A 22,617-nucleotide genomic window follows, 5' to 3' on the forward strand; every position below is an offset into this window, starting at 1 on the left:
AGGAGGGTGCATACGATGGGATCCACACAACGATATCTGGTCACAGCAGCTCCACCGACGCCCAACGGTGATCTGCATATTGGCCATTTGGCTGGCCCGTTTCTGGGTGCGGATGTTTTTTCCCGGTTTAGACGCCTGGAAGGCCATGATGTACTCTACCTCTCCTATACCGACGATTATCAGGAATACGTACAGAGAACCGCTTTGGAGAATGGAGAGACAGCGCAATCGACAGCCGATCGCTTTACTCGCTCCATGCAGAAGACGCTACGCTTAAGTGAGATGCATCCCGATCATTTTTTTATCCCCAGGTCAGGTGAAACCCATCGTGAGGTGATGCAATCTTTCTTTCAAGATCTTTACCGGCAAGGAAGTATTAAAATTGAAACAGTAGCAACATATTATTGTGAACATTGCCGATTCCATTGTTATGAGGGGTTGGTTCGCGGCCATTGCCACTATTGTGGAGACCCCTCTGACGCGACCTATTGTGAAAGTTGCGGCTTTCCCCAGGAGCCAGGCAAATTAAAGGATGCCCACTGTACACAATGCGGACAAACCCTCGCCATTCGATACGAAAAACGCGCCTTTTTTCGACTTGCGGATTGGAAAAGGGAGTTGGAATCGTATTATTCCAAAAAGAGAAGCTGGCGGCCACGTCTTCAACAATTATGCAAGCAGTTGTTAAACACCGTGGAAAAGGTTCCGGTCAGCCGTTTGTTTCCATTGGGAATTCCGGTTCCCCTCGAAGAAATGGAGGAGCAGGTGTTAGACACCTGGTATGGAGGGGCCGCTGGATATATCAGTGCCACCCGCGATTGGGCCGAAGCCATGGGAAAGCCGGAGCGATGGAAAGCATTTTGGGAATCGGAGGATACAAAGTGGGTAGGCTTCCTTGGCTTTGATTGCGGCTTTTCTCACGGGTTGCTCTATCCTGCTATGTTAAAAGCCCAGGATCGATATATGCTCCCCCACACGATGATCACGAATGAATTTTATCGTTTGGATAATCGGAAAATTTCCACCAGTCGTCGTCACGCCATTTGGGGAGAAGATATTTTCACGAAAATGGACCCCAGCGCCGTTCGTTTTTATCTATGTCTAACGGCCCCTGAACAGGAGCAGACCAATTTCAGTACCGTACAGTTTCGGGACTTGGTTAATAAAACCTTGGTGGAGAAGTGGAATCCATGGTTGTTAAGCCTTCTCAGACAGTCTGCCAAACTGGGGACGGTCGATCTCAGTCTGTCAAGGAATCGTGTTATTCACCCTCATTCCTTACGTTTACAGGAATACACCCTGTATGTCATAAAGACGGTTTCCCGCTATTTGAGTGAAGATACGTTCTCCTTACGAGAAGCTGCACGTGAAATAACCCTCTATGCCACAGAAGCCATTTCACATTACCACCATATCTGCAAATCTTACACCAATCGTCTTTCCGATTTGGCAACCAACCTGGAAGCTGCCAGAACATTGTCGGTAATCGCTGCTCCGTTCATGCCCGGCTTTTCCCGATCTCTTCGTGACGCTCTGGGAGAAGAACCAAACACCCGCGATTTCTTGTGGCGGGACTTGTTTAAGGATCGGGTATTGTTGACCCCTCAGGTTCCCCGGGATCCCTTTTTCTCCAAGGTGGATGAGAAACAGTTGACACAGCTGTATACCAAAACACCAGGTGGTGCGAAAGTGGGGTGAAAACGGTGAAACTGGGTATTGCAGGTGCGTTTTCCGGAACGCGTACGGCGCACACGCCGCAATTGAAGTGGGGAGCTTTGCTGGCAGTTCGCCACTGGGAGCTTCGAAAGGGGACAAGCATTCGCGTTTATTTCGGAGACGAACAAGCAGATGGACGGTTGGCCCCTAAAGTGGCTCGTGATTTGACAGCTGAGAAGGTGGACGGTGTGGTAGGACATTTCAGCAGTGAATGTGCGATCGCGGCGGCTCCGATTTATCAGGAGGCGGGAATTCCCTTGATGGTTCCCGCCGCTACTCATCCTGATTTGAGCAAATGGCCCCACGTCTTTCGATTGTGCGCTCAAGATGAACAATTGGCTCGGTTAATGGCAAAGTGGGTTTCGGATCGTTTCTCCTCAAGCCGTGTGATATTGGTGGATGATGGTAGTCTCTATGGGCGACGACTGATGGATTATGTCGATATTTTTCTCGATCAACAAAGCTTGGGGCCGCTTACTCGGGTGACGTGGTCCCATCAAATGGATCCTTCGGAAAAGAAGTTAATCACAAGAAAATGGGAGAAGCGTTATCAAGCGGTCTTGTTTGGGGGGCGGAGTCATGTGGCGGGAGATTTGGCTGATACCTTTACCAGCCAAGGAAGTCATCTTCCGCTTCTCTTTGGGGATGATGCGTTAAACCCGCAGTTTCTTCAACAGATAGAAAGAGATTGCGGTGTCGTATGGGTTATGGGTTTTCTGCCGCCAAAGTATAGCCGCAAAACGGCCCCATTTATCGACGACTATCAACGGATCAATCATGACAATCCAGGTTACTATGCGGCGGCTACCTACGCAGCAACAGAGATTCTGTTACAGGCAGTGGAAAAAAGAAAGAAGGGGGAGGAGGGGCTGCTGCAGCTAATCTCCGCCAACAAATGGGACAGTTTATTGGGTGAGGTGGTATTTGACGAACAGGGAGACTGGGAGGAGTGCTCTCTTGGAGTGTGGGAAGTAAAAAAAGGCGGATTTCATTTATTGGAACGGTGTGTGATTCCACTTGAAATCTGATTGGGGGTATCACTATGCGAGAAAATAATATCCAACCTACTTATGATCTGATCGGTGTCGGTTTTGGTCCGGCGGGAATCGCTTTGGCTGCCGTCATGGCGGACGACGAGGAGGAAACAGGGCAGCATCAAATGGACCGATTATTTTTTGAAAAAGCAGCCGATTCTTCCTGGCAACCGAATATGCTCCTATCCGGTACCGACATTCAACATCATTTTTTACGTGATTTTGCCACGCCGCGTAATCCCCGCAGCCGTTTCACTTTCCCTAATTACCTGGTGGAGAAAAACCGTTTGTTCGCTTTTGGACACTTAGGGGGTGTGGCGGGACGGATCGAATGGTCCGACTATGTCAATTGGTGTGCACAACAGTTAACCGAGCATGTTCGTTATCGTCATGAAGTATTGGAAGTGGAGCCGGTCGTATCGGCATCTGCCGTTCAGTATTTAAACGTATGGGTTCGAGAGTTGGAGACCGGACGAACACAGATGTTTCAGACGCGGGATATGGCTGTTAATGTGGGACGCATCCCTCATATTCCGGACCTGTATCGAGCTTATCTGGGAGAGAATGTATTTCATTCGCATCAATTTCTTCAACGGTTGTCCGCTCATCATTCTCGGGATGACCATACGTTTGTTGTTGTTGGCTCGGGTCAAAATGCCATTGAGGTCATCTTAAGTTTGAGGGATCGTTATCCGACCGCTTCCATTTATTCGATTAATCGAAACGTCGGCTTTCAGCTGATGGATACGGGTCATTTTAGTAATGAAGTCTTTTTCCCCGAATTTACCGATTATTTTTATCACTTGAGCCAAGAGAACAGAGATAAGTTGTTTGAAAAGATGAAGTATACCAACTATTCGGTGGTGGATTATGACGTAAGCCGGGATCTTTACTGGAAGGTATATGAAGATCGTGTACAGGGAAGGAACCGGCTTCATATTACTCGATGTACACAAGTGGTGGATATAAAGCGGGAAGACAGTCGTTATCACCTGACGTTGGAAGATATATATACGCAACAAACACGCACCGTTTCCGCAGACACGATCATTTTATGTACAGGGTTTAAGGAGCCAAAGATGCCTGCAATCCTAAACCCTTTAGAAGAATATCTGTTGAAGGATGAGGCGGGGTGCCTAAAGATCACGCGTGATTACCGCATTCAAACGACGGCAGCGTTCAAATCCAGATTATTTATTAACGGGCTGACGGAACGAACCCATGGGATCAGTGACTCTACCTCCTTTAGTATGATGGCCCTGAAAGCACAGCGGATTTACGAGACGTTAAAAGAATCCTGTCATAAAGAAGTGGTACAGGGGGCGGGAAAATGAAAGAACTAGTCAGCCAAGCGGATTGGAAAGATTATTTGTCACCGGTATGGCCCCATTTTAGCGATATTATGGCAGATCGTGGAATGGGAGCTGCCTTGATAGATCAAAATGGAGATCGTTATCTGGATTTCACCTCGGGAATCGGTGTGACCAATACAGGTCATTGTCATCCCAGGGTAGTAAAAGCGATTCAAAACCAAGCAGAAAAACTGCTCCACGGCCAGGCTACTATCTTCTACCACAAGCCGATGCAGGATCTTGTGACAGAGCTTCGTCAAGTGGTCCCCTCTTCCTTGAACAGCTTTTTCTTTTCCAATAGTGGAAGTGAGGCGGTCGAGAGTGCAATCAAGTTGGCGCGGCATGCCACAGGGCGGACCAATCTCATCTGTTTTCAAGGGGGGTACCACGGTCGTACGGTGGGAGCCATGTCTGTTACAACCGCCAAACGCATTTATCGCCTTCACTACCAACCGTTAATGCCGGGAGTGATCGTGGCCCCCTTTCCCTCTTCAGAGGAAGAGACCGAACGGTGTCTGGAGGCGTTGGAACAATTATTGTTCACTCAGACAGCCCCTGCGGAAACCGCTGCTATGATTGTGGAACCGGTGCTTGGAGAGGGAGGATATATGGTTCCATCAGCCACTTTTCTGCAAGGATTGCGAAGTATTTGTGATCAGCACGGGATTTTACTAATCCTGGATGAAGTGCAGAGCGGTTTTGGCCGGACAGGAACCTTTTTCGCCTTTGAGCATTTCCGCATTTTACCGGACATCCTCATTATGGCTAAAGGGATGGCTTCCGGATTGCCGTTAAGTGGAATTGCATCCAGCCGGGAGCGGATGGAGAAGTGGATTCAGGGGTCCCACGGTGGAACATATGGAGGGAACCCCTTGGCATGTGCAGCTGCAGCGGAAACCATACGAGTGATTCACGACGAACATCTGGTGGAACGATCTGCGAAAGCGGGTAGGCAGTTGGTGCATTTGCTTCAAGCAGTGACACGAACCCATCCCAGTCTCGTTGAGGTGCGCGGTTTGGGACTGATGGTGGGGTGTGAATTCCGGGATGGAAATGGGAAGCCCGATGGAAAAAAAGCAAGTGAGATACGCCGACGTTGCTTAGAGAAAGGGTTACTTCTCCTTACTTGCGGCACCCATGATCATGTGATCCGATGGATTCCCCCCTTAGTGGTTACCGAGCAGGAGCTGCATCACGCAGTCTCTCTTTTCGCGGAAAGTGTGGCGGAAACGGGGGATCGTCTTGGCTAACAGACATGCGGAGGTGCTTGTCATTGGTGGTGGGATCACCGGTGCGAGTATCGCTTATCATTTGTTAAACAGCGGGATTTCAAAGGTTGTATTATGTGAACAGCACCGCCTTCCAGGGGTGGGGGCCACTCGCATGTCCGGTGGTTTAATCCGGATGCACCATACTCATCCGTCTCAAATGAAACTTGCCTGGGAGAGTTATTACACTTATGCCTATTGGCCTGAAGTGATCGGGGGAAGTTGCGGCTTCCGGGTAACGGGTTTTGCCATGATCGTGGGTCCGGAACAAGTGGACTCTATGCAGCGGAATGTGGCTGAAATGGAGAGGGAAGGCATTCCGGTTTGGATGTTAACCCCGGAAGAATATAAACAATGGCAGCCTTTTTGTTCCACGGAGCGAATCGGTGGTGTAGCATATGAACCCGGTGGTGGATATGCCGATCCTGTGGCTGCGACCCTGGGCTTTATAACCCGGGCGCAGCAGTTGGGGCTAAAGGTAATGGAAGGGACCAGAGTGGAGCGTTTGCTGATCGAACAGGGAAATGTCTGTGGGATCCACACCAATACCGGCCCTTTATTTGCCGATCATGTCATTTTGTGCGGAAACACTTGGGTAAAGGGTTTGCTGGATGAACTGGATGTGAAATTGCCGATCACTTCCAGAGCCATTGGTGTTTGTCTACTGGATTGGTGTGGCGGAGGAAGCACTCCTATCTGGACAACAGTGGATGATTCGCTGGGTACCTATTACCGAAGTAATGGACCGAACCAATTGTTGGTCGGATTAAAGTTAGATCAGGAAAATCCCTTCGTAAATAAGCAGGAGGCTGCCGGTTACAGCGAGATGATAAAAGCGAAACAAAATATCCGGCACCGCTTCCCTCATGTGTCCGCCATATCGGGAAGCAGGCTTAGTTTTGACGGTTACACTCCGGATCAACACCCTATGATCGGTTCTGTTTCGGGACACAAAAATGTGGTGGTGGCAACCGGCTTTAGTGGCGGCGGCTTTAAGATTGCCCCAGCGGTTGGCAGAAATGTGGCGGAATACATTCTTACTGGAAACATTTCTCCTGGAATGAAAGAATGGGCCCCTGACCGATTTGAAAAAGGCAAGAACCTAAAAGCGGTTCACCCGTACGTTCATTTGTAAAGGGGATCAAAGGCGGCTGGAATATAGTCGAAAAAGAGAAAGGATTGCCTCACTTATGCAGAATAAAGTAAAGAGAAGGGATCTTCCCGGGATTGGTTGCGGAGCAACAAAGATTCCCTATCCGTAACATCCCTTTTGACGCCCTCTTTCATCCATGCCGGGATCGATTTTTGCCGATGGGTTCAGGGAGGTGAAGGAATTGGGGCTGGAACCGGTCAAGGAGACATTGTTCAAGAAAATGATGGAAGATATTTGGGGTCAGCATGCGCGACCGGAAGAGGCGATGAGGGCGATTTTTCATGAGGTGATTCTCCCTCTGTCTGAGAAAGAAGTGTCCCTTTGGAAGGAATTGATGGCTTCGCGAAGAGAGCTGCTCTTTCTCCAAAATGAAAACATCCAGTTAAAAGCTCTCTTACATGATCGTTATCCCGAATGCAGCAAGTTTCAGACCCGATAAGAGGAGGGATTCCGAGTGGAGACCCGTCATACACACCCGTATTGGATGTACGAAGAGATCCAATCGCAGCCTTCGTATGTCCGTTCCTTGTTGGACGATATGCAGAACGACCCGCTCCTGGATAGGGTTACGCAAGTGCTTCTTTTATCCAAAAGGGTGTTTTTTACCGGATGCGGCACTTCTTACTATACAGCGAAAGCGGGTAGTTTTTTCGCACATCATGTATTTCAGGAAAAGAACCGGATACAATCCGTTCCCGCATTTGAACTGTTGCATCACTGGAAATGGAACAAAAAGGATGCCGTTGTTCTTTTCACCCATTCCGGTGAAACTCATCTCGCTTTAGAACTGTTAGAGAAAGCTAAAAAAGACGGGGTTCCGGTAATCGTGATTACCGGACTTTCTTCCGGATCCGCCGCTAAAAAAGCCGACTATGTCTTGTTTACCGGGTACGAACAGGAAAAGTCCTTCGCTCACACGATCAGTTATACGTTGGGGGCAACCATGGCTTTGCTGTTCGTTCACCGATTGGCCGAAAAGCAGGCCAGCCCTGTAGAGATAGAAAGGATTGATTCATTGCCGGATATGATTGAAGCTGCATTACAGGCAGAAGCATCGATTCAGGAAACCGCGAAGCGGTTTGATGGCACCCGGCGATGGATTGTAGCCGGTTCCGGACCCGGTATCGCTTTGGCGGAGGAAATTGCATTAAAAGCGGTGGAAACCTGTCATATTCCGGCGCTCGGGCTGGATTTTGAACAAGTCTTTCACGGTTATTTACCCATGTGCGATTCGGACTCGTTGTTAATCGTGACCGCTGTTCCTGGAAATGCCCGGGATCGTTTGGACGAACTGCTGCGGGCAGCAGAAAAAATCCACCTGCCTGTTTTGCTTTCTTCGTCATCTCCTTCGGAAAAACAGCCGGTGATTCCGGTAGCGGATTGCCCTGAAATCTTCGTACCGATTGTTTATGTGGTTTCGTTTCATTTGTTTGTATACTTTGTATCTGTTTTCAAAGGGCTCAACCCTGACTGGATCCGCCGCGATCAACCGTCTTATCTGGCGGCCCGAAAAGAATATCGATAAACCGACCTTTGCAACAGACATACCGATCATTTTCGGTATGTCTGTTTTGGTCATCGTGGTTATCTTTTATGATCAGCTTCAACCGGCAAGGGAAGCAAGGTTCGGGATGTAATGGGGGAAGACAGCACGACCGATGTGTAGACGCGGCTGATTGGAGTCAGTTTGTCCACCAATTTTTCCAACTCGCTCATGGAAGGCACTGCCGCTTTGATGAAATAACTGATGGAACCGGTGACACGATGACACTCCAGGATTGCCGGTTCCGCTTGTATTTCTTTTTCAAATTCTTTACACGGGATTTTAATCTCTCCTACTTGAATAATCACCAGCACGCTTCTGTTTACTTTTTGCGGCGGAACCCGTGCTGTAAATTTTTCAATCACGCCTTTATCCTGAAGTCGCCGCACCCGTTCCGCCACACTGGGATGGCTGAGGTGAAGCTCCCTTGCCAGCTGACTGAATGTAAGCCGGGCATCCTCTTGAAGCCGTTCCAATATCTTAAGGTCGATGTGGTCCATCACATTCACCACCCATCATAAAGAATCTTTCTTTCCTGTTTTATTCCCCTGGTATCAATGAACGAAGATAGGTGATCACTTCTTTTAAGCAATCGGCCAATCGATCCGCGTCTTCCTGGCGGGTTTCCCGGCCCAAGGTGATTCGCAGGCTTTGGTACGCTTCTTCCGGCGGCCGCCCCATGGCGGATAGGACATGGGAGGGGGCATGTTTGCCGGCACTGCAGGCGGATCCGCTGGAGATGGCGATGCCGTATCGATTCAGTTCCAGCATCACCGCCTGACCTTCCACGCGGTCAAAGCTGATATTCAGGTTATGAGGCAAGCGCTGTTCGGGGTGACCATTTAACGTCACTCCCCCGATTTCCGATTGAATCCGGTTCCACAGGTGGTTGCGGAGGCGTGTCCACCGTTCATTTGCCGTATTTACTTCCTGACACGCCAAGGTGAGCGCCACACCCAGTCCAACGATGCCGACGGTGTTCAGTGTGCCGGGACGAAGTCCCCGCTCCTGCCCGCCGCCGTGCATAAGCGGGGCCAGACGCACTCCTTTGCGCACATACAGGAGCCCGGTCCCCTTGGGTCCATCGATTTTATGGGCACCGATCGAAAGAAGGTCTACACCCCATTCCTTCAAGGAAAAGGGGATTTTTCCGACTGCTTGCACGGCATCGGTATGGAAGAGAATGTTTCGTTCCCGCAAGATTTTTCCAATGGCAGCAATCGGCTGGATCGTTCCCACTTCGTTATTGGCCGCCATTACCGATACCAGAACCGTATCGGGGGTGAGTGCCTGCTCCACCTGCTGCGGGGTGATCAAACCATCCCGGTCCACCGGCAAAACCGTCACGCGGAATCCCTCCTTTTCCAAAGCGCGGCAGGCGAGCAATACGGAGGGGTGCTCCACGGCGGTGGTGACGATATGACGTCCGTTGTTGCGCGGGTGGCGGGCCGCTCCCAGGATGGCCAGATTGTTGGATTCAGTTCCGCCTCCCGTAAAGAGAATCTCCCGTGGCGAAGCCCCCAGGGCTTGAGCCGCTTGGCTGCGAGCCGCTTCCACCCGGTCCGCCGCTTTTTGGCCGTCGTCATGGAGGCTGCCGGGATTGCCAATGGTTTCATTCCAGATGATCTCCATGGCTGATCGTACTTCCGAACGAATAGGGGTTGTGGCTCCATGATCAAAGTAGAGGGGGTTCATGAGGATCGACCGCCTTTGTGAATGTTGATTCCATTATACCGGATTTATGGGGTGAAAGGGGATAGTTTGTGAAAAGCTGTTCAGATAAATGATGTAGAGGTTGACAAATGCACGGATCCTGCGAAAATAAGGGTAAATTGATGTTACAGATTTGTGAAAGGAATCACAAACATGAACCATGCCGACTTCATTGTGGTGGGATCGGGTATTGCCGGCCTGCTCACCGCATGGGAATTGGCCCGCCAGGGAGAGGTGGCGGTGCTGACCAAAGGACGGTCCGATGCCGGCAACACTGCCCGTGCTCAGGGAGGGATCGCAGCTGCCATCGGGGAGGGGGACAGTGCCGGACTGCATAGCCGGGACACGATTCGCGCCGGAGCCGGCCTCTGCGCCCAGGAAGCGGTTGACATCCTGGTCCAGGGGGGACCGGAAGCCATCGCCCGCCTGCAGCGGCTCGGCACCCCCTTTGATCATGGGGATGCCGGTTGGGCGTTGACACGGGAAGGATCCCACTCCGTTCCCCGTATCTTGCACGCTCGCGGCGACGCCACCGGTGCAGCGATCGTGGATGCCCTGTTGCAGCGAGTGTCCGCTCATCCGCGGATTCAGCTGCTGGATCATACGACCGTTCTGGACCTGATTATCCACAAAGGAATATGTACCGGTGTCCAAGTGCTGGATCAACAGGGAACGCTTCGGGTGTTACCGGCACGGGCTGTCGTGTTGGCCACAGGAGGTTGCGGACAAGTCTACCGCTACACCACCAATCATCCCGTGGTGACGGGAGACGGACTGGCGATGGCCCACCGTGCGGGGGCGCGTCTGATGGATATGGAAATGGTACAATTTCACCCGACGGCACTGGCAGTGGAACAAAATCCGATGGTCCTGGTGTCGGAAGCGGTTCGCGGGGAAGGAGCCCGTCTGATCAACGACCGGGGCGACGCATTTATGGACCGGGTTCACAGCTGGGGAGACCTGGCACCGAGAGACGTCGTTTCACGGGCGATCGATCGGGAAATGAGAAAGGGGAGTCGAGTGTTCCTGGATGCCCGGCACCTCCACAGCTTTTCCACCCGTTTCCCCACCATTGACCGGCTTTGCCGCTCTCATGGCGTGGATCCGGCCCGGGAGCCGATTCCGGTGGTCCCAGCGGCTCATTTTCTCATGGGAGGAGTAGCCGCTGACACCGATGGACAAACATCGATCCCGCACCTGTTTGCGGTAGGAGAGGTGGCCTGCACGGGGGTGCACGGTGCCAACCGGTTGGCCAGCAATTCGCTGTTGGAAGGGGCGGTTTTCGCCCGCCGAACAGCAGTGAAAGCCGCCAAACTGCCATGGGGGGGACATCCGGTGGAGGCGTCTTCCGAGATCCCTTCCATGTGCGAACATGAACAGGTACGGGCTTCCCGCAAACAGGCGCTTCAACGCCTCATGTGGGAGCATGCGGGGATTGTCCGCGATCACGATCTCCTCCTAAAGGGGATGAAGGCGCTTACGCGTCTGGCGAACGAGACGCCGTCCTCCGATTGGGAGTGTCACAATATGATTTGTGTTTCACAATTGATTTTAAAAGCCGCATTATGGCGGAAAGAGAGCCGGGGGGGCCATTATCGGTCTGATTACCCGGAAGCCAAAGCGGAATGGGCAAAGAGGCGGAGCAGCAACCAAAGGGGGGCCGCGAGTGAATCGGTTGGAATTGCAGCGATTGGTACGTGAGGCGTTGAACGAAGACATCGGATTTGGCGACTGGACGACGGAAACGCTCATCCCCGCGTCCCATCGGAGCCGGGGAAGGCTGGTGGCCAAGGGAGAAGGAGTGGTCGCCGGCCTGGAGGTGGCCCGGGAAGTGTTCTTCCAGTGGGATCCGGAAGTGGCCTTCACTCCGGTGGTGGAAGACGGCTGTTCGGTGGAACCGGGGACGGAGCTGGTCCGATTGGAAGGTCCCAGCCGCTCCATTCTGACAGCGGAACGGGTAGCACTCAATCTGCTTCAACGCCTATCGGGAATCGCCACGGTCACCCGGCGTGTGGTTCATTCCCTGGAGGGTCTTCCTTGCCGGGTGTTGGACACCCGCAAGACGACGCCGGGACTGCGCATGCTGGAAAAATACGCGGTCCAGGCCGGGGGAGGGACCAATCATCGATTTGGGCTCAGCCACGGGGTGATGATTAAGGACAACCACATCGTGGCTGCAGGAGGACTGCGGGAAGCGGTCCAACGGGTACGCCGCCGCGTCGGCCACATGGTTCAGGTAGAAGTGGAGGCGGACACGTTGGATCAGGTGCGGGAGGCGCTGGACCTGGAGGTGGACGCGCTGCTGCTGGACAACATGGATCTACCCACCTTGCGTCAAGCCGTTCAGTTGACAAAGGGAAGAGTATGGACGGAAGCTTCCGGCGGCATCTCTCCCCAACAGGCCCGATCCGTGGCGGAGACCGGGGTAGATGCGATCTCCCTGGGATGGCTCACCCACTCCGCACCAGCGTTGGACATCAGTTTGGAACTCATCCAAGAGGAGGCATAATTCATGAGTATTCTTTCTCCTGTTGCCGAGTCGGTTTTACCGGAGAAGTACCGCAACCTTCCCCATGCGGAATACGATACGCGTATCGCCGCCGCCAAGTCCCGTCTGGGCAACGACTTGGTCATTATGGGGCATCACTACCAACGGGATGATGTCATCCGCTTTGCCGACTTTACCGGCGATTCCCTGGAGCTGGCCCGGATCGCCCAGCAGCAGACCCATGCGAAGTACATCGTATTCTGCGGGGTTCATTTTATGGCCGAGTCCGCCGATATCCTGACCGGCGACGATCAGGCGGTCATCCTGCCCGATATGAAAGCGGGTTGTTCCATGGCCGATATGGCGGATCTGGCCGAGTTGGAAGAAGCCTGGGAAGTGATGCAGGCGGAGCTAGGGGACACCATCGTTCCCGTCACCTACGTCAACTCCACGGCGGCCATTAAATCCTTTGTCGGCCGCCACGGCGGCACCACCTGTACGTCCACCAACGCCAAGGGCGTGCTGGAATGGGCCTTTAAGCAGAAAAAGCGCATCCTGTTCCTCCCCGACCAGCACTTGGGACGCAACACCGCCTACGCGATGGGCATCCCCCTGGAACAGATGGCGGTCTGGAACCAGGTGAGCGGAGAGTGGGAAGAAGTGAAAGGCCCCCAAGCCGACTGGCGCGTCCTGCTGTGGAAAGGACACTGCTCCGTCCACACCAAATTTACCGTCGACCAGATTGACCGCGTCCGTGAACGGGATCCGGAAACGAAAGTGATCGTCCACCCCGAATGCACCTTCGAAGTGGTGCAGGCTTCCGATTATGACGGTTCCACCAGCTACATCATCCGTCAAATCCGGGAAGCTCCTGCCGGCAGCAAATGGGCCATCGGCACCGAGGTAAACCTGGTGCAGCGCCTTGCGAACGAACACCCGGAACAGCACATTCAGCTGTTGAGCCAGACGATGTGCCCCTGCCTCACCATGAACCGGATCGACCGTCCCCATCTCCTATGGGCGCTGGAGAGCCTGGTGGAAGGAAACATCATCAACCAGGTCTCCGTCGATCCGGAGACCACTCGCTGGTCCAAAACCGCCCTGGACCGGATGCTGGCCATTCGTTAAACAGAAAGAACTGGAACCCACCCAGGACCGATAAAGAATCGGTCCTGGGTGGGTTTTTTATGTCGATCAGTCCCTCATCCGACCGGTATACAGGAGCAACAGGATCAGCAAAACGAGGGAGGCAAAAAGATCGATCCATTCCATCTGAGGCCATTCCTGTATCGGTGGGGTTTGGTATGATCCTTCCACTGGGAAGCGGGAGATTCCTTCCTCATGAAAAGGAGCCGTTAGGACGGGTTTCAAGAGTATTTCCTGGAGAGCCTATGCAATAGTGTTTATACGGAGGTTGGTTCCTGATTAGTGGAAACATGTACTCGCTTTCCGGTCTCATGAGATTGTCGAACCGAATCCAGGATGATTTGAATCCGGTGCCCGTCTTCAAAAGTGGGCAGAGTGGGGGAAGGTTGATCGGAAAGAATGCTGGTGGCCAAATTGTCCAAGAAGGGATGCGCGGCAGCAAAATAGCGGGAAGCAGATTCGCCCATTTCAGATGGCGGAAGGGGTGTCCGGGAAAGAGGAATCATCTCTTTCTCACCGTTTTTTGGTTGTATCCACACTTCCTTGTCGTTTTTCATTTCAATCGTTCCCTCCGTGCTGGACAGTTTTAAATCCCAACCGGGATGTGAGGCTGGTAGGTTCCTTGAATGACGAGTGAAGGGTCGATGCGCACGGGATATTCCCGCTCGTCATCCTTCAGCCACTCTTCATCCGCCTTCAGGTCCAGATAGGTGGTGTTCCCTTCCTCCCGAATCTCGTAGCGGACATCGTCGGAGGAATCGAGATTAAAGGGCGTGCTCACACTAGGATAAAATATAAGAACGGTAAAATTGACCAGTATACTACTTTTGATAGTAAAGGGAGATGGCGTAAGCAGTTTAGAGGATCAGGTAAATCGCATGGTGGAATAACTCGCCCTAATATTAAAGAAAGAAAGTGGTCTAGGTATAAGGGAAAGAGATTCCAAAAGAAGCCTTCTGTAAGAAAGCCATTTAAAAGAGAATATCCAAGAGGGTATTAAAAAATACAGGCGAGGATTACCTCGCCTGTATAAATAATGAAGAGAGGGTAAATACAAATGGTTATGTATTTAGGTGGATATTTTATTATTGAAAAAAAGGATATAATATCTGCGAGTAATTGTGTATGTGACACTTACCCTGATGAATGGGCTTATTCTTGGGCTGGATATGATAGAGAGTTACTAAGTGATATAGAGGAAAAAACCCAAAAGAGCCGTAGAGAATTAGTTTTATTACGGAAGTGGGTAGAAAAGAAATTTGATTCAGAGCAAATTGGATGGCCAAATGTTTTTTATAGTCTTAAGTTAGCAATAGATTTCCAAAGTGAATTTTTGAAAAATATAGATACCCGTATTATAGGGATTGGAACTACTTTAGACCATCTTAAAAACATATTAGAAGAAAACAAGTCAGATGATGATGTTGATCCTGGTGGTGTTTATCACACCTTAGCTAAACAAATAGAAGTAGATATGCGTGGAAGGATTGCCGGTTATGATATTTTAGGGTATGAGGGTGGTTTTTTTCATTCGTTTATGTGTAATGGTTTGAAGGATGAGTACGAAAAAATGGGTATTTTTTTGAATAAATATCATTTATTACCGACATTTCAAAAAGCTGAATTAGCTGCTCAGGCTACTTCTGGAAGGGAGGATTTAGAGTTATTTTCATATCAACCGTGGGAAATAAGATTATACGACAATGCTAATATTTAATTTATTTTGTATATTAGATAGCAGTAATTAGAACCTATTTCAAAACTAATTAGATAGATATTATGGTGTATGAGTACACGACACAATTTTAACCGAAAGTGAGGAAGGAGGAAAACTCGAAGATCATGACTTAGTCGCGTTTTCCTCCAGTTTAGGAGACGGCTTGTTTGATGTTATGGCAACAATTGTTGAGCTTCCTAACGGAGATAAAGTGATTAGTAAAGGTTGAGATTGAGTTGGTTTCAACTGGAAGAGATGTATCGTTGAAGCGGATGAGAATTAACGCAGTTTCCGTATCTAGCATGGATCTGTAATCAGATAAAGGTCTACAAACGTTTACGAGAGGCTCTCTACAGAAAAGGGGTTGAATCGAGAGAAGGGTAATAATCAAATTCGATTAAGTGATTACCAAGCTTACTGGTTGAAGAAACTTCGTGTCAGAAAAGAGGATCTAGCAACTGCTGAAAGAGTTCGGAGGAATCATCAGATTGAATCATATAATATAAATGATGAAAAAGCTACCTTCCGGAACGCTGTATATAGGGTATGGAGGTATCCGCTTTTTTGCCTTAGATGAATTGAAATCGTTGCAGTCTTTGTACTTGGAAAAAGAAGATGGAGTAAATGGTAGATGGAATCCTGCGTGGATTGTAATCGGAGTCGAAGAATCTTTGGATGACCCTGTTTTTGCGGATCAATCCGAATCGGGATATCCTGTTTATACAGCTATTCACGGAGAAGGAGAATGGGGACCTGTTTGTATTGCTCCATCGTTGATTGCTTTTTTACAGGCTATTCAAGTAATCAATGAGTACTCAAGGGGTCGGGAAAACCCAATTTCTCTGGAAAAGAACCCGCTATCCGTACAAGAGTTTCAGAGCTTAAAAATGGCGCTAAATGAGGTTCTTTGTAGGGATTCAAATACTAAGGTGGACTTGGAATTTTGGCTAGATTGGCTTTTGGCTGAGTAATCTATCTCCCACTACACCTACGGCCATGGAGACGTGGCAGCCCTGCTGCATCGGGTGGCATCGTCCTTTGGTTTTCGGCTTGGATGGTTGAAGGATGGTTCGGTTGGGTGGAAGTTTATTCAGCCGTTTAGCACTAAAGTATTCATAATGGAGTACTCGGGGTTTTTTGTGAGAGTAGGATTTATAATCAATGCTTTATCCCTTTGCTTGTGGTTTGACATACCATGGGTATTCATGTGACAAGCCCCCTTGAGAAGGACTATAAGTTCGGAAAGAGGAACATCATATGTCGACACTCCTAGATCCTCATATCATCGCCGCGACAGGTGCCGGTATTATGGCGTTAGGAATGGGGGGCTTTTTTCAAAAAGCAAAGGAGCAGCCGAAACAATCAATTTTTCTTCACTATCTGAAGCCGTCGTTGTTAATCCTATCCGGGATGCTGTTGCTTTTCACAGCCTTTTAACGCTCTGAGAGTGCTTTGAGTGAATACATGGGATCGTCTGTTCCATCATGGCTCTTGCCCAACCAAGTGATCGCTCTAACGAAAAACCCCCGCACACTTGTGGTGTGGCGGGGGTTTTGGGTTCCGGTCGCTAGGAGAAGGTTATTGGACGACGCTTTTGTGGATGTAGGCGGTCTGGCCGCTTTTCAGCTTGATCTGGTGCCAGTCGCCGGTGGAGCCGGTCCGGTTGAGAACGGTGCCTTGGGGCACCCGTTGCAGGATCCGAGCCTGGGTGGAGGGTTGCTCCCGGATGTTGGCCATGCTGGACGTAACGGTCAGCTGGCTGCCGGATGGCGGCTGCTGTCCGGAGCCGGTCACCCGTTTGGCGACGCTGTGATGGACATAGGCGGTGGAGCCGTTTTCCAGTTTCACCCGGTACCAGTCACCGGCGATTCCGGTTAACGTCAGGCGGGTCCCCTTGTTCCGTTTGGCTACCACCGTTCCGTTCATGGAAGGCTGGGAACGAACATTGGCGACGGAGACGGTAATCTCCACTTTTCCGTCTGCCGGGGTCACCTGTGGCGGTTTCGGTTGAGGCGGTCCGCTCTGGTCCCCGTTATGGATGCGAACGAGGGTCCCCGCCGGGACGGTGTTGTACAGTTCAATGACATCTTCGTTGTACATGCGGACACAGCCCATGGACGCGTGGCTCCCGATGGATTCGGGACGGTTGGTACCGTGAATCCCGTAGGTGCGTCCGTTGTCTCCATTCACTTGGAGACCCAGCCAGCGCTCGCCCAAGGGATTGGAGGGATCACCGCCGGGGATTCCTTTCCATCCCGGTTTGTTGATCTTGATGATGATCTCAAAGGTTCCCTCCGGTGTAAGGGACGAGGTCCGTCCTGTGGCGACGGGATATGTTTTTGCCACCGTCCCATTGCGATACAAGGTGAGTTGGTTGGTCTTTTTGTTCACCTCGATGGCGTAATTGGAAGAAGCATCCACCTGTTGCGGCAAGGCCAGTGAAAAGACCAGTGCCAGCGACAGCAGGGAAGTCAGCCATTTCCTCACGCTCATTCTCCTCTCTTGAGTAACCGATATTTGATTTTTTCCCCTTTGCTGGATGCCCAGGAAGCGACCGGCATCAATTCAATTTTAATCGATACTATTTTGATAGGGAATATTTTTTGTTTGAATCGGCATACTCTGTCGTCTCAGTGGTCTTGTTCCAAGTTATGGATGATTTTTTCGTCTCTGGCAGATTGGTCAGGAACTTCTCTTTGTCCTGGATGCATCCATTCTATTTGAATAAACGGTTATTTTCAGATTGCATTATTCATTTTTTATAAGAATACTATTAAAAAACTAAATACAAAAACCAAATTAGTCCTTTGGTTTGATTTACAAATCAGGCCAACGGTGTATTTATGGGTGGAGGGTGAAAAGTGGAAAATAGGGAGAGGAAATCGGTTGAGATGTATCTAATTGGTAGAGGGATGCAGATCTCCTGACATCCTTTCACCAGTGGAGTAGGGACCGGTTGATCTTAACGCTCGGTCCAGCATGGGTGACAAAAAGGAGATAGGATGCATGCTTGGGTTCCGGCGTTACGCCATTGGAGTGGAACTGACAGATTCCATGTTTAAATTGGTCGAATTAAAAAGGAGCTTCCGGCGGATCCAATTGAGCCAGTATGTCGTACATCCGCTTTTATCCATCTGGATGGGGGAACGGTCGATTGCCGAGCCGGATGAACTGAGCCAATCGGTGCAGGATGCCTTATCCAGCCGCCGGCTGCATACCCGCCGGGTGCGGGTGGCATTGGGCAACCGGCATGTGGTGACCGGTACTTGGCATGTGCCCGAAATGGGAAGATCCCGCATGCGGCGCTGGATTGAAAAGAAAGTGCTGCCGGAGTGGGATCTCCCCTTTGACGATCCGGTATTTGATTTCCAGGTGATCGGGCATGTCTGGCAGGATGGAGACCATCAGGAAGTGGTGGTGGCCGCTTCGTCCCGCCGGTATGTGGAGGAATTGGCAGATGTGTTGCGATGGTGCGGTTTGGATCCTGTCGCCGTCGATTTATCCGCTCTCAGTCTCGGCCGCTGGTTTGAGTTTTCCGATGATGGGACGGTCCATAAATGGGCGGCCCTTCACCTGACACCCGGAGGAGTGGACCTCAGTTTGTTTTACCAAGGGGTGTTGCAAGGGGCGACCCATATCCCTTTGGAGATGAAAACCTTTCTGGAGGGGGTTCCGGATCGTCCGGCCATGGATCCGCTGCGTCCGATCTTGGAAAATGACAACCAGGTGGCCGCATACGGAGCCGCGATGTTGGAAGCCCTGGATGCCGGGAAACTGGACTGGATGGGGGCGGAATTATGGAAGCAGAACCGGGTATGGGTGGTGAGCGGGGAAGGCATCGATGTCCACAAAGCGTGCTTGTGGCTGCAATCGAAGGACGGCGTGCCGTCGGTACGGATCGGGGAAGGTCCCCAATCCTTGATGACCGGTGATTTGCAGCTTCACTCCTCCCGTCATCTCGGCAATATTCTTTCAGCCCCTCTGGGTGCGGCATTGACGGGGGTGGGGGTATCGTGAATCTGTTGCCATCCCCCCCTGCGGGTCGTCGTTATTTTACCCTGGGGTTGATCATTATCCTGCTTTGGTTGATTCACTTCGCCGGATTTTCTTACTGGCTGTTTACCGAACAATCCCGGCTCGAGGACCGGTTGGCCGCAGAGACGAAAGCCGTACGCGACCAGCAGCTGGAGGCGAAACAAGTGGTTCAGGACCATGAGGCTTTCATGAACGAACATGGTTCGGTCATTCGTTTTCGTGATGCCGCAGATGCGCTGCGGGACGGCCGCCTGATCTGGCAGGAGGGGCTGAACACGGTTTACGACACCCTGCCGGCAGGTGCTCCTTTGATCCGAGCGGAGGCAAAGGGTCCTCGCCTGGATGGATGGGCGGTGTTTCCATCAGCATCGGAGGCGGCTGTATTTTTGGACTCCTTAAAGGATCAGGGGCCGGTGGAAGAGGTGGTCCTCCATTGTCTCGGCCGCTATTGCGAAGGGGCGCCTCCGACGGAATTGGATCAGAAGGAGCAGCTGCTCCACTTTCATCTGGTGATCCGCCAAGTTTCTTCGGAAGACGGGGAGTCGGAGGAAGGAGGCGGAAGCGATGGGGCATGAACCGCGCCAACGACCCTGGGGCTGGTGGAAATCGGGGAATACGCTGTTCTGGATCTGGTTGGGAGGCAGTCTGGCCATTTGCCTGACGGCTTTGGCTTTCCTCTATCCCGCCCACCTGAATCTGAAACACATGGAAGAAAAACGGGCGGAAGCCGAGCGATTTTTATCCGACCACCGGGAGATACTGGATCCGGGTTATGAGCGACCGACGGAACCGGATGCCGATGAACGGACCCGGCTGCAACAGCAGATCCCACTGGAAGCGGAACCGGCACGGCTGTTGTTACAGTTGAAAGAAGCGGTGGATGATGCCGGCGGGGAATGGGTGGAGTTGCGTGCCGGATCAAAATCATCCGATTTGACGCCGATGGAATGGCCGGTCGAAGTCATGCAGGAGGCGGACCGAGACGAAGAGACTGGGGAAGAGGGGGCGGATGACGAGAAAGAGGCGGAAGAGAAAATCAAACCCGCCCCTTCTGAAGGGAAGAAGCCGGAGGAAAATGCGGAGGAGCAGGCATTGGTTCCAACTCTCCCCAAAGACTCTGCCATTCAGCCTTTATGGGCGGATTTATATGTGCGCGCTTCACGGCAGGAGATGTTGTCCCTGCTCAGGGAACTGGAGCAAATGGAACGATTGGTGGCTGTTCAGGGGATGGAGTTTGAAGAGGGGGAAGGGGAACGGGGCACCCTTAGAATCCGGTTGGCATGGTTCTACTACCAAGATCCAAGCCTGAAAGAGTCGATGGAGTCCCCTCCCCTTCGCCTCCCGGAGGATGTGGATATCGATTTGGACGAGGATGGTCGTGAAATTCCCCCTTCACCTGAATCCGATTCGGGAGAGGAATCCCGGGATTCTTCCTCCTGACGGAAGATCCAGTGTGAAAAAGTCGTGCCTTGTCGGCGCGGCTTTTTCCTAAAAAGTAAAGAGTCGACTCTGGAAACCATGAAACTTTTTTTATCCCGAATCGTAAATACGAGAGAGATTAAAAAACGGGGTGGGCTGTCGCCTTCCGACAGTTTCCCCCGGCAGACCAAGACCGGAGAGGACAGGTGATTGGCAGTGGGCGTTGCAGCTGTCCAGGTGAACAAATGTTGGCGAATACCCTTGGAGGGAGAGATTTACCGGATTCAGGTGGAGGAACGTCTGGGGTTCCGTATGTTGCGAATCAATGATCGATTGCAACGTCTCTATCCACCCGGCTTTTCTTCGGGAGGCGATACGCAAAACCGTTTCCACTGGATTCCGTTTCTTCTGCAGGGACATCAGTGCCATCTGTACCTGTTATGGCGGGAACATTCCTTTTCCCTGACATCGAAACCTCTTTTGTTGCACTGTGATTTGGTGCTGGATGGGCGGTCGGTGGAAACGGGGAAATCCGTGAGTGAAGATACCTTGGGTTTAACACCCAATTGGATGCAAACGAACCAAGCGGATCCCGGGTCTTTATCCTAAAACGGCAACAATTCTGCGATTTAAAGATGAAAAAACCTTCCCGATCGGGAAGGTTTCATTGATGGGGGAACATGCGGTTGGAGTGTTTATGGTTCCTGCCGCCTTTCATTCATGGCAGCTTCTTCCCCGAATGAGGCTGCCACTTCCTGCATTGCAAATGAGGCGTTTTCCCAGGCTTCCCATTCATACAAACTGGGGACCCGAAAATCCTCAGTTGTTGCCAGATTTCGGGCACGTCGGGACTCTCGCTCCAAGCGGAATGCCAGTTGATGAAACCGGGCACGCAGATTGGATTCCATGGAGCCATTGGCTTGTTCGCGGCAGTATTGGAGACAGTTTGGACACATCATCCATTTGAGGGCGCCATCCACATAGACATCAGCAAAGATGGCACCGGGATAAAAGTGATCGTTTACTTCACAGAAGTCGCAATACAGTTCGTTTTTCCCGGTCATAAAACCCAGCTTGACACTTACTTGCCGTAGTTCTTGTTCCTGGTGTACATCTTTTTGTTTCTTTCTTTCTACCAGTTGGAAAAATTGTTCCATCCATTCTTTCCATTTGAGATGAGAGAGGGGGTTTTTTTGCTTCAATGAGCGGAATTGGAATATGATTTTGGCGAAAGCTTTCTTCCATGGATTGTTTTCATTTCCGCTGTTTTCGTTATTTTTTCGATGTCCAGGTTCCAAAAGGATCAATTCCAGCGCTGGTGTAACCAGATCCGAGTCCTGGGAGGCCTTGTCGTGGTGGATTCGACCGATTTGTTTTTCGGAAAACCAATAATCCCCGTTCTTTTTTACGCACCCTAAGCGACCTTCCCCTGCTTGCCTCCGCAATTCCTCTTCAGGAATGTCCAGTATCTGTGCAGCCTTTTCCAATGGCATGAGGATTTCCGACTGATGAACGTGCGGCTCCTGTCCCTGGTCGTGAAACGTCATGGTGCTTGTAGCCCCTTTCTGTTCCGGGATGCCTTGGTTTTCCAAATTCGACTCCAATCCCCTCCTTTTCCTTCTTTGAGCATAAAAAAGATCAACCTTTTGGTTGATCCGTCGTTGAGTAAAGGTGGGTCCGCAACCGCGCCAATCCTTGGTTCCACCATTGATTTTCTTCCTCAGTCCGCATTTGGGAGACGATACGGTTTTGATCCAGCAGCCATTTCCAAAAGCCGTCTTCGGTATCGTCAAAGGGAGTGCCTGCCGCTTGATACAATATCCAAATTTTGGGGTGGGCGTTATTCCAGAGAGCCGTTGGATCCGGTTCATCTATGATCGGATATAAGGTCGGCTTAATTCCCCGCCACAGGTGGACCGCTTGTTCCACCTCCGCAACACCGATTGTCACCATCGATTCCCGACAGGCTGTGCGTTCGTCGACAGGGGACAGATCTGTCCAAAATCCTTTGCCGTTCATGAACGCCCCTCCCT

Annotated in this window: 25 protein-coding genes; 18 read left to right on the top strand and 7 right to left on the bottom strand. The window is 51.2% G+C overall.

Features of this window, described 5'->3' with window-relative positions; genetic code table 11:
- Positions 1 to 15: 15 nt before the first annotated feature.
- The 7 genes from JOE21_RS16215 to JOE21_RS16245 all read left to right on the top strand — a co-directional run bounded on the left by JOE21_RS16215 (position 16) and on the right by JOE21_RS16245 (position 8,048).
- On the top strand, positions 16 to 1,698 hold the full coding sequence (locus tag JOE21_RS16215; protein ID WP_309868353.1) for a class I tRNA ligase family protein: 1,683 nt from the start codon (positions 16 to 18) through the stop codon (positions 1,696 to 1,698).
- On the top strand, positions 1,695 to 2,744 hold the full coding sequence (locus tag JOE21_RS16220; protein WP_309868355.1) for a branched-chain amino acid ABC transporter substrate-binding protein: 1,050 nt from the start codon (positions 1,695 to 1,697) through the stop codon (positions 2,742 to 2,744). The genes JOE21_RS16215 and JOE21_RS16220 overlap by 4 nt, the downstream gene beginning before the upstream one ends.
- 14 nt (positions 2,745 to 2,758) lie before the next feature.
- A complete protein-coding gene (locus JOE21_RS16225; RefSeq protein WP_309868356.1) occupies positions 2,759 to 4,084 on the top strand; it encodes a SidA/IucD/PvdA family monooxygenase in 1,326 nt (441 codons plus the stop codon).
- Positions 4,081 to 5,352 carry an aspartate aminotransferase family protein gene (locus tag JOE21_RS16230; protein WP_309868358.1) on the top strand — a complete coding sequence of 424 codons (1,272 nt, stop codon included), beginning with the start codon at positions 4,081 to 4,083 and terminating at the stop codon, positions 5,350 to 5,352. The genes JOE21_RS16225 and JOE21_RS16230 overlap by 4 nt, the downstream gene beginning before the upstream one ends.
- Positions 5,345 to 6,505, top strand: a complete 1,161-nt coding sequence (locus tag JOE21_RS16235) for an NAD(P)/FAD-dependent oxidoreductase (RefSeq protein ID WP_309868360.1) — start codon at positions 5,345 to 5,347, stop codon at positions 6,503 to 6,505. The genes JOE21_RS16230 and JOE21_RS16235 overlap by 8 nt, the downstream gene beginning before the upstream one ends.
- Positions 6,506 to 6,704: 199 nt before the next feature.
- Positions 6,705 to 6,962, top strand: coding sequence for a hypothetical protein (locus JOE21_RS16240; RefSeq protein WP_309868361.1), 258 nt, complete (start codon positions 6,705 to 6,707; stop codon positions 6,960 to 6,962).
- Positions 6,963 to 6,977: 15 nt separating this feature from the next.
- Positions 6,978 to 8,048: an SIS domain-containing protein gene (locus tag JOE21_RS16245; protein ID WP_309868363.1), complete on the top strand. Its 1,071-nt coding sequence runs from the start codon at positions 6,978 to 6,980 to the stop codon at positions 8,046 to 8,048.
- A gap of 59 nt (positions 8,049 to 8,107) precedes the next feature.
- Here JOE21_RS16245 and JOE21_RS16250 read toward each other — a convergent pair whose 3' ends face one another.
- Entirely contained in the window at positions 8,108 to 8,566 is a 459-nt protein-coding gene (locus tag JOE21_RS16250; RefSeq protein ID WP_309868365.1) for an Lrp/AsnC family transcriptional regulator, read from the bottom strand.
- Positions 8,567 to 8,606: 40 nt separating this feature from the next.
- Entirely contained in the window at positions 8,607 to 9,761 is a 1,155-nt protein-coding gene (locus tag JOE21_RS16255) for a cysteine desulfurase family protein (RefSeq protein ID WP_309868367.1), read from the bottom strand.
- Positions 9,762 to 9,932: 171 nt separating this feature from the next.
- Here JOE21_RS16255 and nadB point away from each other — a divergent pair, with 171 nt between their 5' ends.
- Genes nadB through nadA form a run of 3 tightly spaced genes read left to right on the top strand, consistent with a single transcriptional unit; the run spans position 9,933 to position 13,395 of the window.
- A complete protein-coding gene (gene nadB / locus JOE21_RS16260; RefSeq protein WP_309868369.1) occupies positions 9,933 to 11,480 on the top strand; it encodes an L-aspartate oxidase in 1,548 nt (515 codons plus the stop codon).
- On the top strand, positions 11,446 to 12,288 hold the full coding sequence (nadC, locus tag JOE21_RS16265) for a carboxylating nicotinate-nucleotide diphosphorylase (RefSeq protein ID WP_309868370.1): 843 nt from the start codon (positions 11,446 to 11,448) through the stop codon (positions 12,286 to 12,288). The genes nadB and nadC overlap by 35 nt, the downstream gene beginning before the upstream one ends.
- 3 nt (positions 12,289 to 12,291) lie before the next feature.
- Positions 12,292 to 13,395, top strand: a complete 1,104-nt coding sequence (gene nadA / locus JOE21_RS16270) for a quinolinate synthase NadA (protein WP_309868372.1) — start codon at positions 12,292 to 12,294, stop codon at positions 13,393 to 13,395.
- Positions 13,396 to 13,670: 275 nt separating this feature from the next.
- On the opposite strand, the gene JOE21_RS16275 is transcribed toward nadA, so the two are convergent.
- Together JOE21_RS16275 and JOE21_RS16280 are read right to left on the bottom strand one after the other, a co-directional pair.
- Complete coding sequence (locus JOE21_RS16275) at positions 13,671 to 13,970, bottom strand: hypothetical protein (protein ID WP_309868373.1); 300 nt, start codon at positions 13,968 to 13,970, stop codon at positions 13,671 to 13,673.
- A 29-nt stretch (positions 13,971 to 13,999) separates the two neighbouring features.
- Positions 14,000 to 14,194, bottom strand: a complete 195-nt coding sequence (locus JOE21_RS16280; protein ID WP_309868375.1) for a hypothetical protein — start codon at positions 14,192 to 14,194, stop codon at positions 14,000 to 14,002.
- A gap of 27 nt (positions 14,195 to 14,221) precedes the next feature.
- Between JOE21_RS16280 and JOE21_RS17860 the strand changes: the two genes are divergently transcribed.
- The 4 genes from JOE21_RS17860 (at position 14,222) to JOE21_RS16295 (ending at position 16,567) form a co-directional block, all read left to right on the top strand.
- The gene (locus tag JOE21_RS17860) at positions 14,222 to 14,413 is read left to right on the top strand and encodes a hypothetical protein (protein WP_374709403.1); all 192 of its coding nucleotides are present in this window, start codon (positions 14,222 to 14,224) and stop codon (positions 14,411 to 14,413) included.
- Between the two features lie 57 nt (positions 14,414 to 14,470).
- Positions 14,471 to 15,130, top strand: a complete 660-nt coding sequence (locus JOE21_RS16285) for a hypothetical protein (protein WP_309868377.1) — start codon at positions 14,471 to 14,473, stop codon at positions 15,128 to 15,130.
- Between the two features lie 506 nt (positions 15,131 to 15,636).
- A complete protein-coding gene (locus tag JOE21_RS16290) occupies positions 15,637 to 16,101 on the top strand; it encodes a hypothetical protein (protein WP_309868378.1) in 465 nt (154 codons plus the stop codon).
- A gap of 286 nt (positions 16,102 to 16,387) precedes the next feature.
- Positions 16,388 to 16,567, top strand: a complete 180-nt coding sequence (locus JOE21_RS16295) for a hypothetical protein (protein ID WP_309868380.1) — start codon at positions 16,388 to 16,390, stop codon at positions 16,565 to 16,567.
- A 141-nt stretch (positions 16,568 to 16,708) separates the two neighbouring features.
- Here JOE21_RS16295 and JOE21_RS16300 read toward each other — a convergent pair whose 3' ends face one another.
- Positions 16,709 to 17,617, bottom strand: coding sequence for a L,D-transpeptidase family protein (locus tag JOE21_RS16300; RefSeq protein ID WP_309868382.1), 909 nt, complete (start codon positions 17,615 to 17,617; stop codon positions 16,709 to 16,711).
- 519 nt (positions 17,618 to 18,136) lie between these two features.
- On the opposite strand from JOE21_RS16300, the gene pilM reads away from it, so the two are divergent.
- The 4 genes from pilM (at position 18,137) to JOE21_RS16320 (ending at position 21,193) form a co-directional block, all read left to right on the top strand.
- Positions 18,137 to 19,147, top strand: a complete 1,011-nt coding sequence (pilM, locus tag JOE21_RS16305) for a type IV pilus biogenesis protein PilM (protein WP_309868383.1) — start codon at positions 18,137 to 18,139, stop codon at positions 19,145 to 19,147.
- Positions 19,144 to 19,740 carry a PilN family protein gene (locus tag JOE21_RS16310; RefSeq protein ID WP_309868384.1) on the top strand — a complete coding sequence of 199 codons (597 nt, stop codon included), beginning with the start codon at positions 19,144 to 19,146 and terminating at the stop codon, positions 19,738 to 19,740. The genes pilM and JOE21_RS16310 overlap by 4 nt, the downstream gene beginning before the upstream one ends.
- Positions 19,730 to 20,605 carry a hypothetical protein gene (locus JOE21_RS16315; RefSeq protein ID WP_309868386.1) on the top strand — a complete coding sequence of 292 codons (876 nt, stop codon included), beginning with the start codon at positions 19,730 to 19,732 and terminating at the stop codon, positions 20,603 to 20,605. The genes JOE21_RS16310 and JOE21_RS16315 overlap by 11 nt, the downstream gene beginning before the upstream one ends.
- A 189-nt stretch (positions 20,606 to 20,794) precedes the next feature.
- Entirely contained in the window at positions 20,795 to 21,193 is a 399-nt protein-coding gene (locus JOE21_RS16320) for a hypothetical protein (RefSeq protein ID WP_309868387.1), read from the top strand.
- Between the two features lie 86 nt (positions 21,194 to 21,279).
- Here the strand turns inward: JOE21_RS16320 and JOE21_RS16325 are convergent, their stop codons facing one another.
- Both JOE21_RS16325 and JOE21_RS16330 read right to left on the bottom strand, forming a co-directional pair.
- Positions 21,280 to 22,188, bottom strand: coding sequence for a hypothetical protein (locus JOE21_RS16325; protein WP_309868388.1), 909 nt, complete (start codon positions 22,186 to 22,188; stop codon positions 21,280 to 21,282).
- A gap of 34 nt (positions 22,189 to 22,222) precedes the next feature.
- A complete protein-coding gene (locus tag JOE21_RS16330; protein ID WP_309868389.1) occupies positions 22,223 to 22,603 on the bottom strand; it encodes a hypothetical protein in 381 nt (126 codons plus the stop codon).
- Between the last annotated feature and the right edge of the window lie 14 nt (positions 22,604 to 22,617).

Source organism: Desmospora profundinema (genome assembly GCF_031454155.1).
Taxonomy (GTDB): Bacteria; Bacillota; Bacilli; order Thermoactinomycetales; family DSM-45169; genus Desmospora; species Desmospora profundinema.

What these genes read in the sequence shown, in the direction of transcription:
- JOE21_RS16215 (WP_309868353.1), top strand. Translation starts at nt 16, where the DNA reads ATGGGATCCACACAACGATATCTGGTCACAGCAGCTCCACCGACGCCC.
- JOE21_RS16225 (WP_309868356.1), top strand. Translation starts at nt 2,759, where the DNA reads ATGCGAGAAAATAATATCCAACCTACTTATGATCTGATCGGTGTCGGT.
- JOE21_RS16230 (WP_309868358.1), top strand. Translation starts at nt 4,081, where the DNA reads ATGAAAGAACTAGTCAGCCAAGCGGATTGGAAAGATTATTTGTCACCG.
- JOE21_RS16250 (WP_309868365.1), bottom strand. Translation starts at nt 8,566, where the DNA reads ATGGACCACATCGACCTTAAGATATTGGAACGGCTTCAAGAGGATGCC.
- JOE21_RS16255 (WP_309868367.1), bottom strand. Translation starts at nt 9,761, where the DNA reads ATGAACCCCCTCTACTTTGATCATGGAGCCACAACCCCTATTCGTTCG.
- nadB (WP_309868369.1), top strand. Translation starts at nt 9,933, where the DNA reads ATGAACCATGCCGACTTCATTGTGGTGGGATCGGGTATTGCCGGCCTG.
- nadA (WP_309868372.1), top strand. Translation starts at nt 12,292, where the DNA reads ATGAGTATTCTTTCTCCTGTTGCCGAGTCGGTTTTACCGGAGAAGTAC.
- JOE21_RS16275 (WP_309868373.1), bottom strand. Translation starts at nt 13,970, where the DNA reads ATGAAAAACGACAAGGAAGTGTGGATACAACCAAAAAACGGTGAGAAA.
- JOE21_RS16285 (WP_309868377.1), top strand. Translation starts at nt 14,471, where the DNA reads ATGGTTATGTATTTAGGTGGATATTTTATTATTGAAAAAAAGGATATA.
- JOE21_RS16290 (WP_309868378.1), top strand. Translation starts at nt 15,637, where the DNA reads ATGATGAAAAAGCTACCTTCCGGAACGCTGTATATAGGGTATGGAGGT.
- JOE21_RS16295 (WP_309868380.1), top strand. Translation starts at nt 16,388, where the DNA reads ATGTCGACACTCCTAGATCCTCATATCATCGCCGCGACAGGTGCCGGT.
- pilM (WP_309868383.1), top strand. Translation starts at nt 18,137, where the DNA reads ATGCTTGGGTTCCGGCGTTACGCCATTGGAGTGGAACTGACAGATTCC.
- JOE21_RS16315 (WP_309868386.1), top strand. Translation starts at nt 19,730, where the DNA reads ATGGGGCATGAACCGCGCCAACGACCCTGGGGCTGGTGGAAATCGGGG.
- JOE21_RS16330 (WP_309868389.1), bottom strand. Translation starts at nt 22,603, where the DNA reads ATGAACGGCAAAGGATTTTGGACAGATCTGTCCCCTGTCGACGAACGC.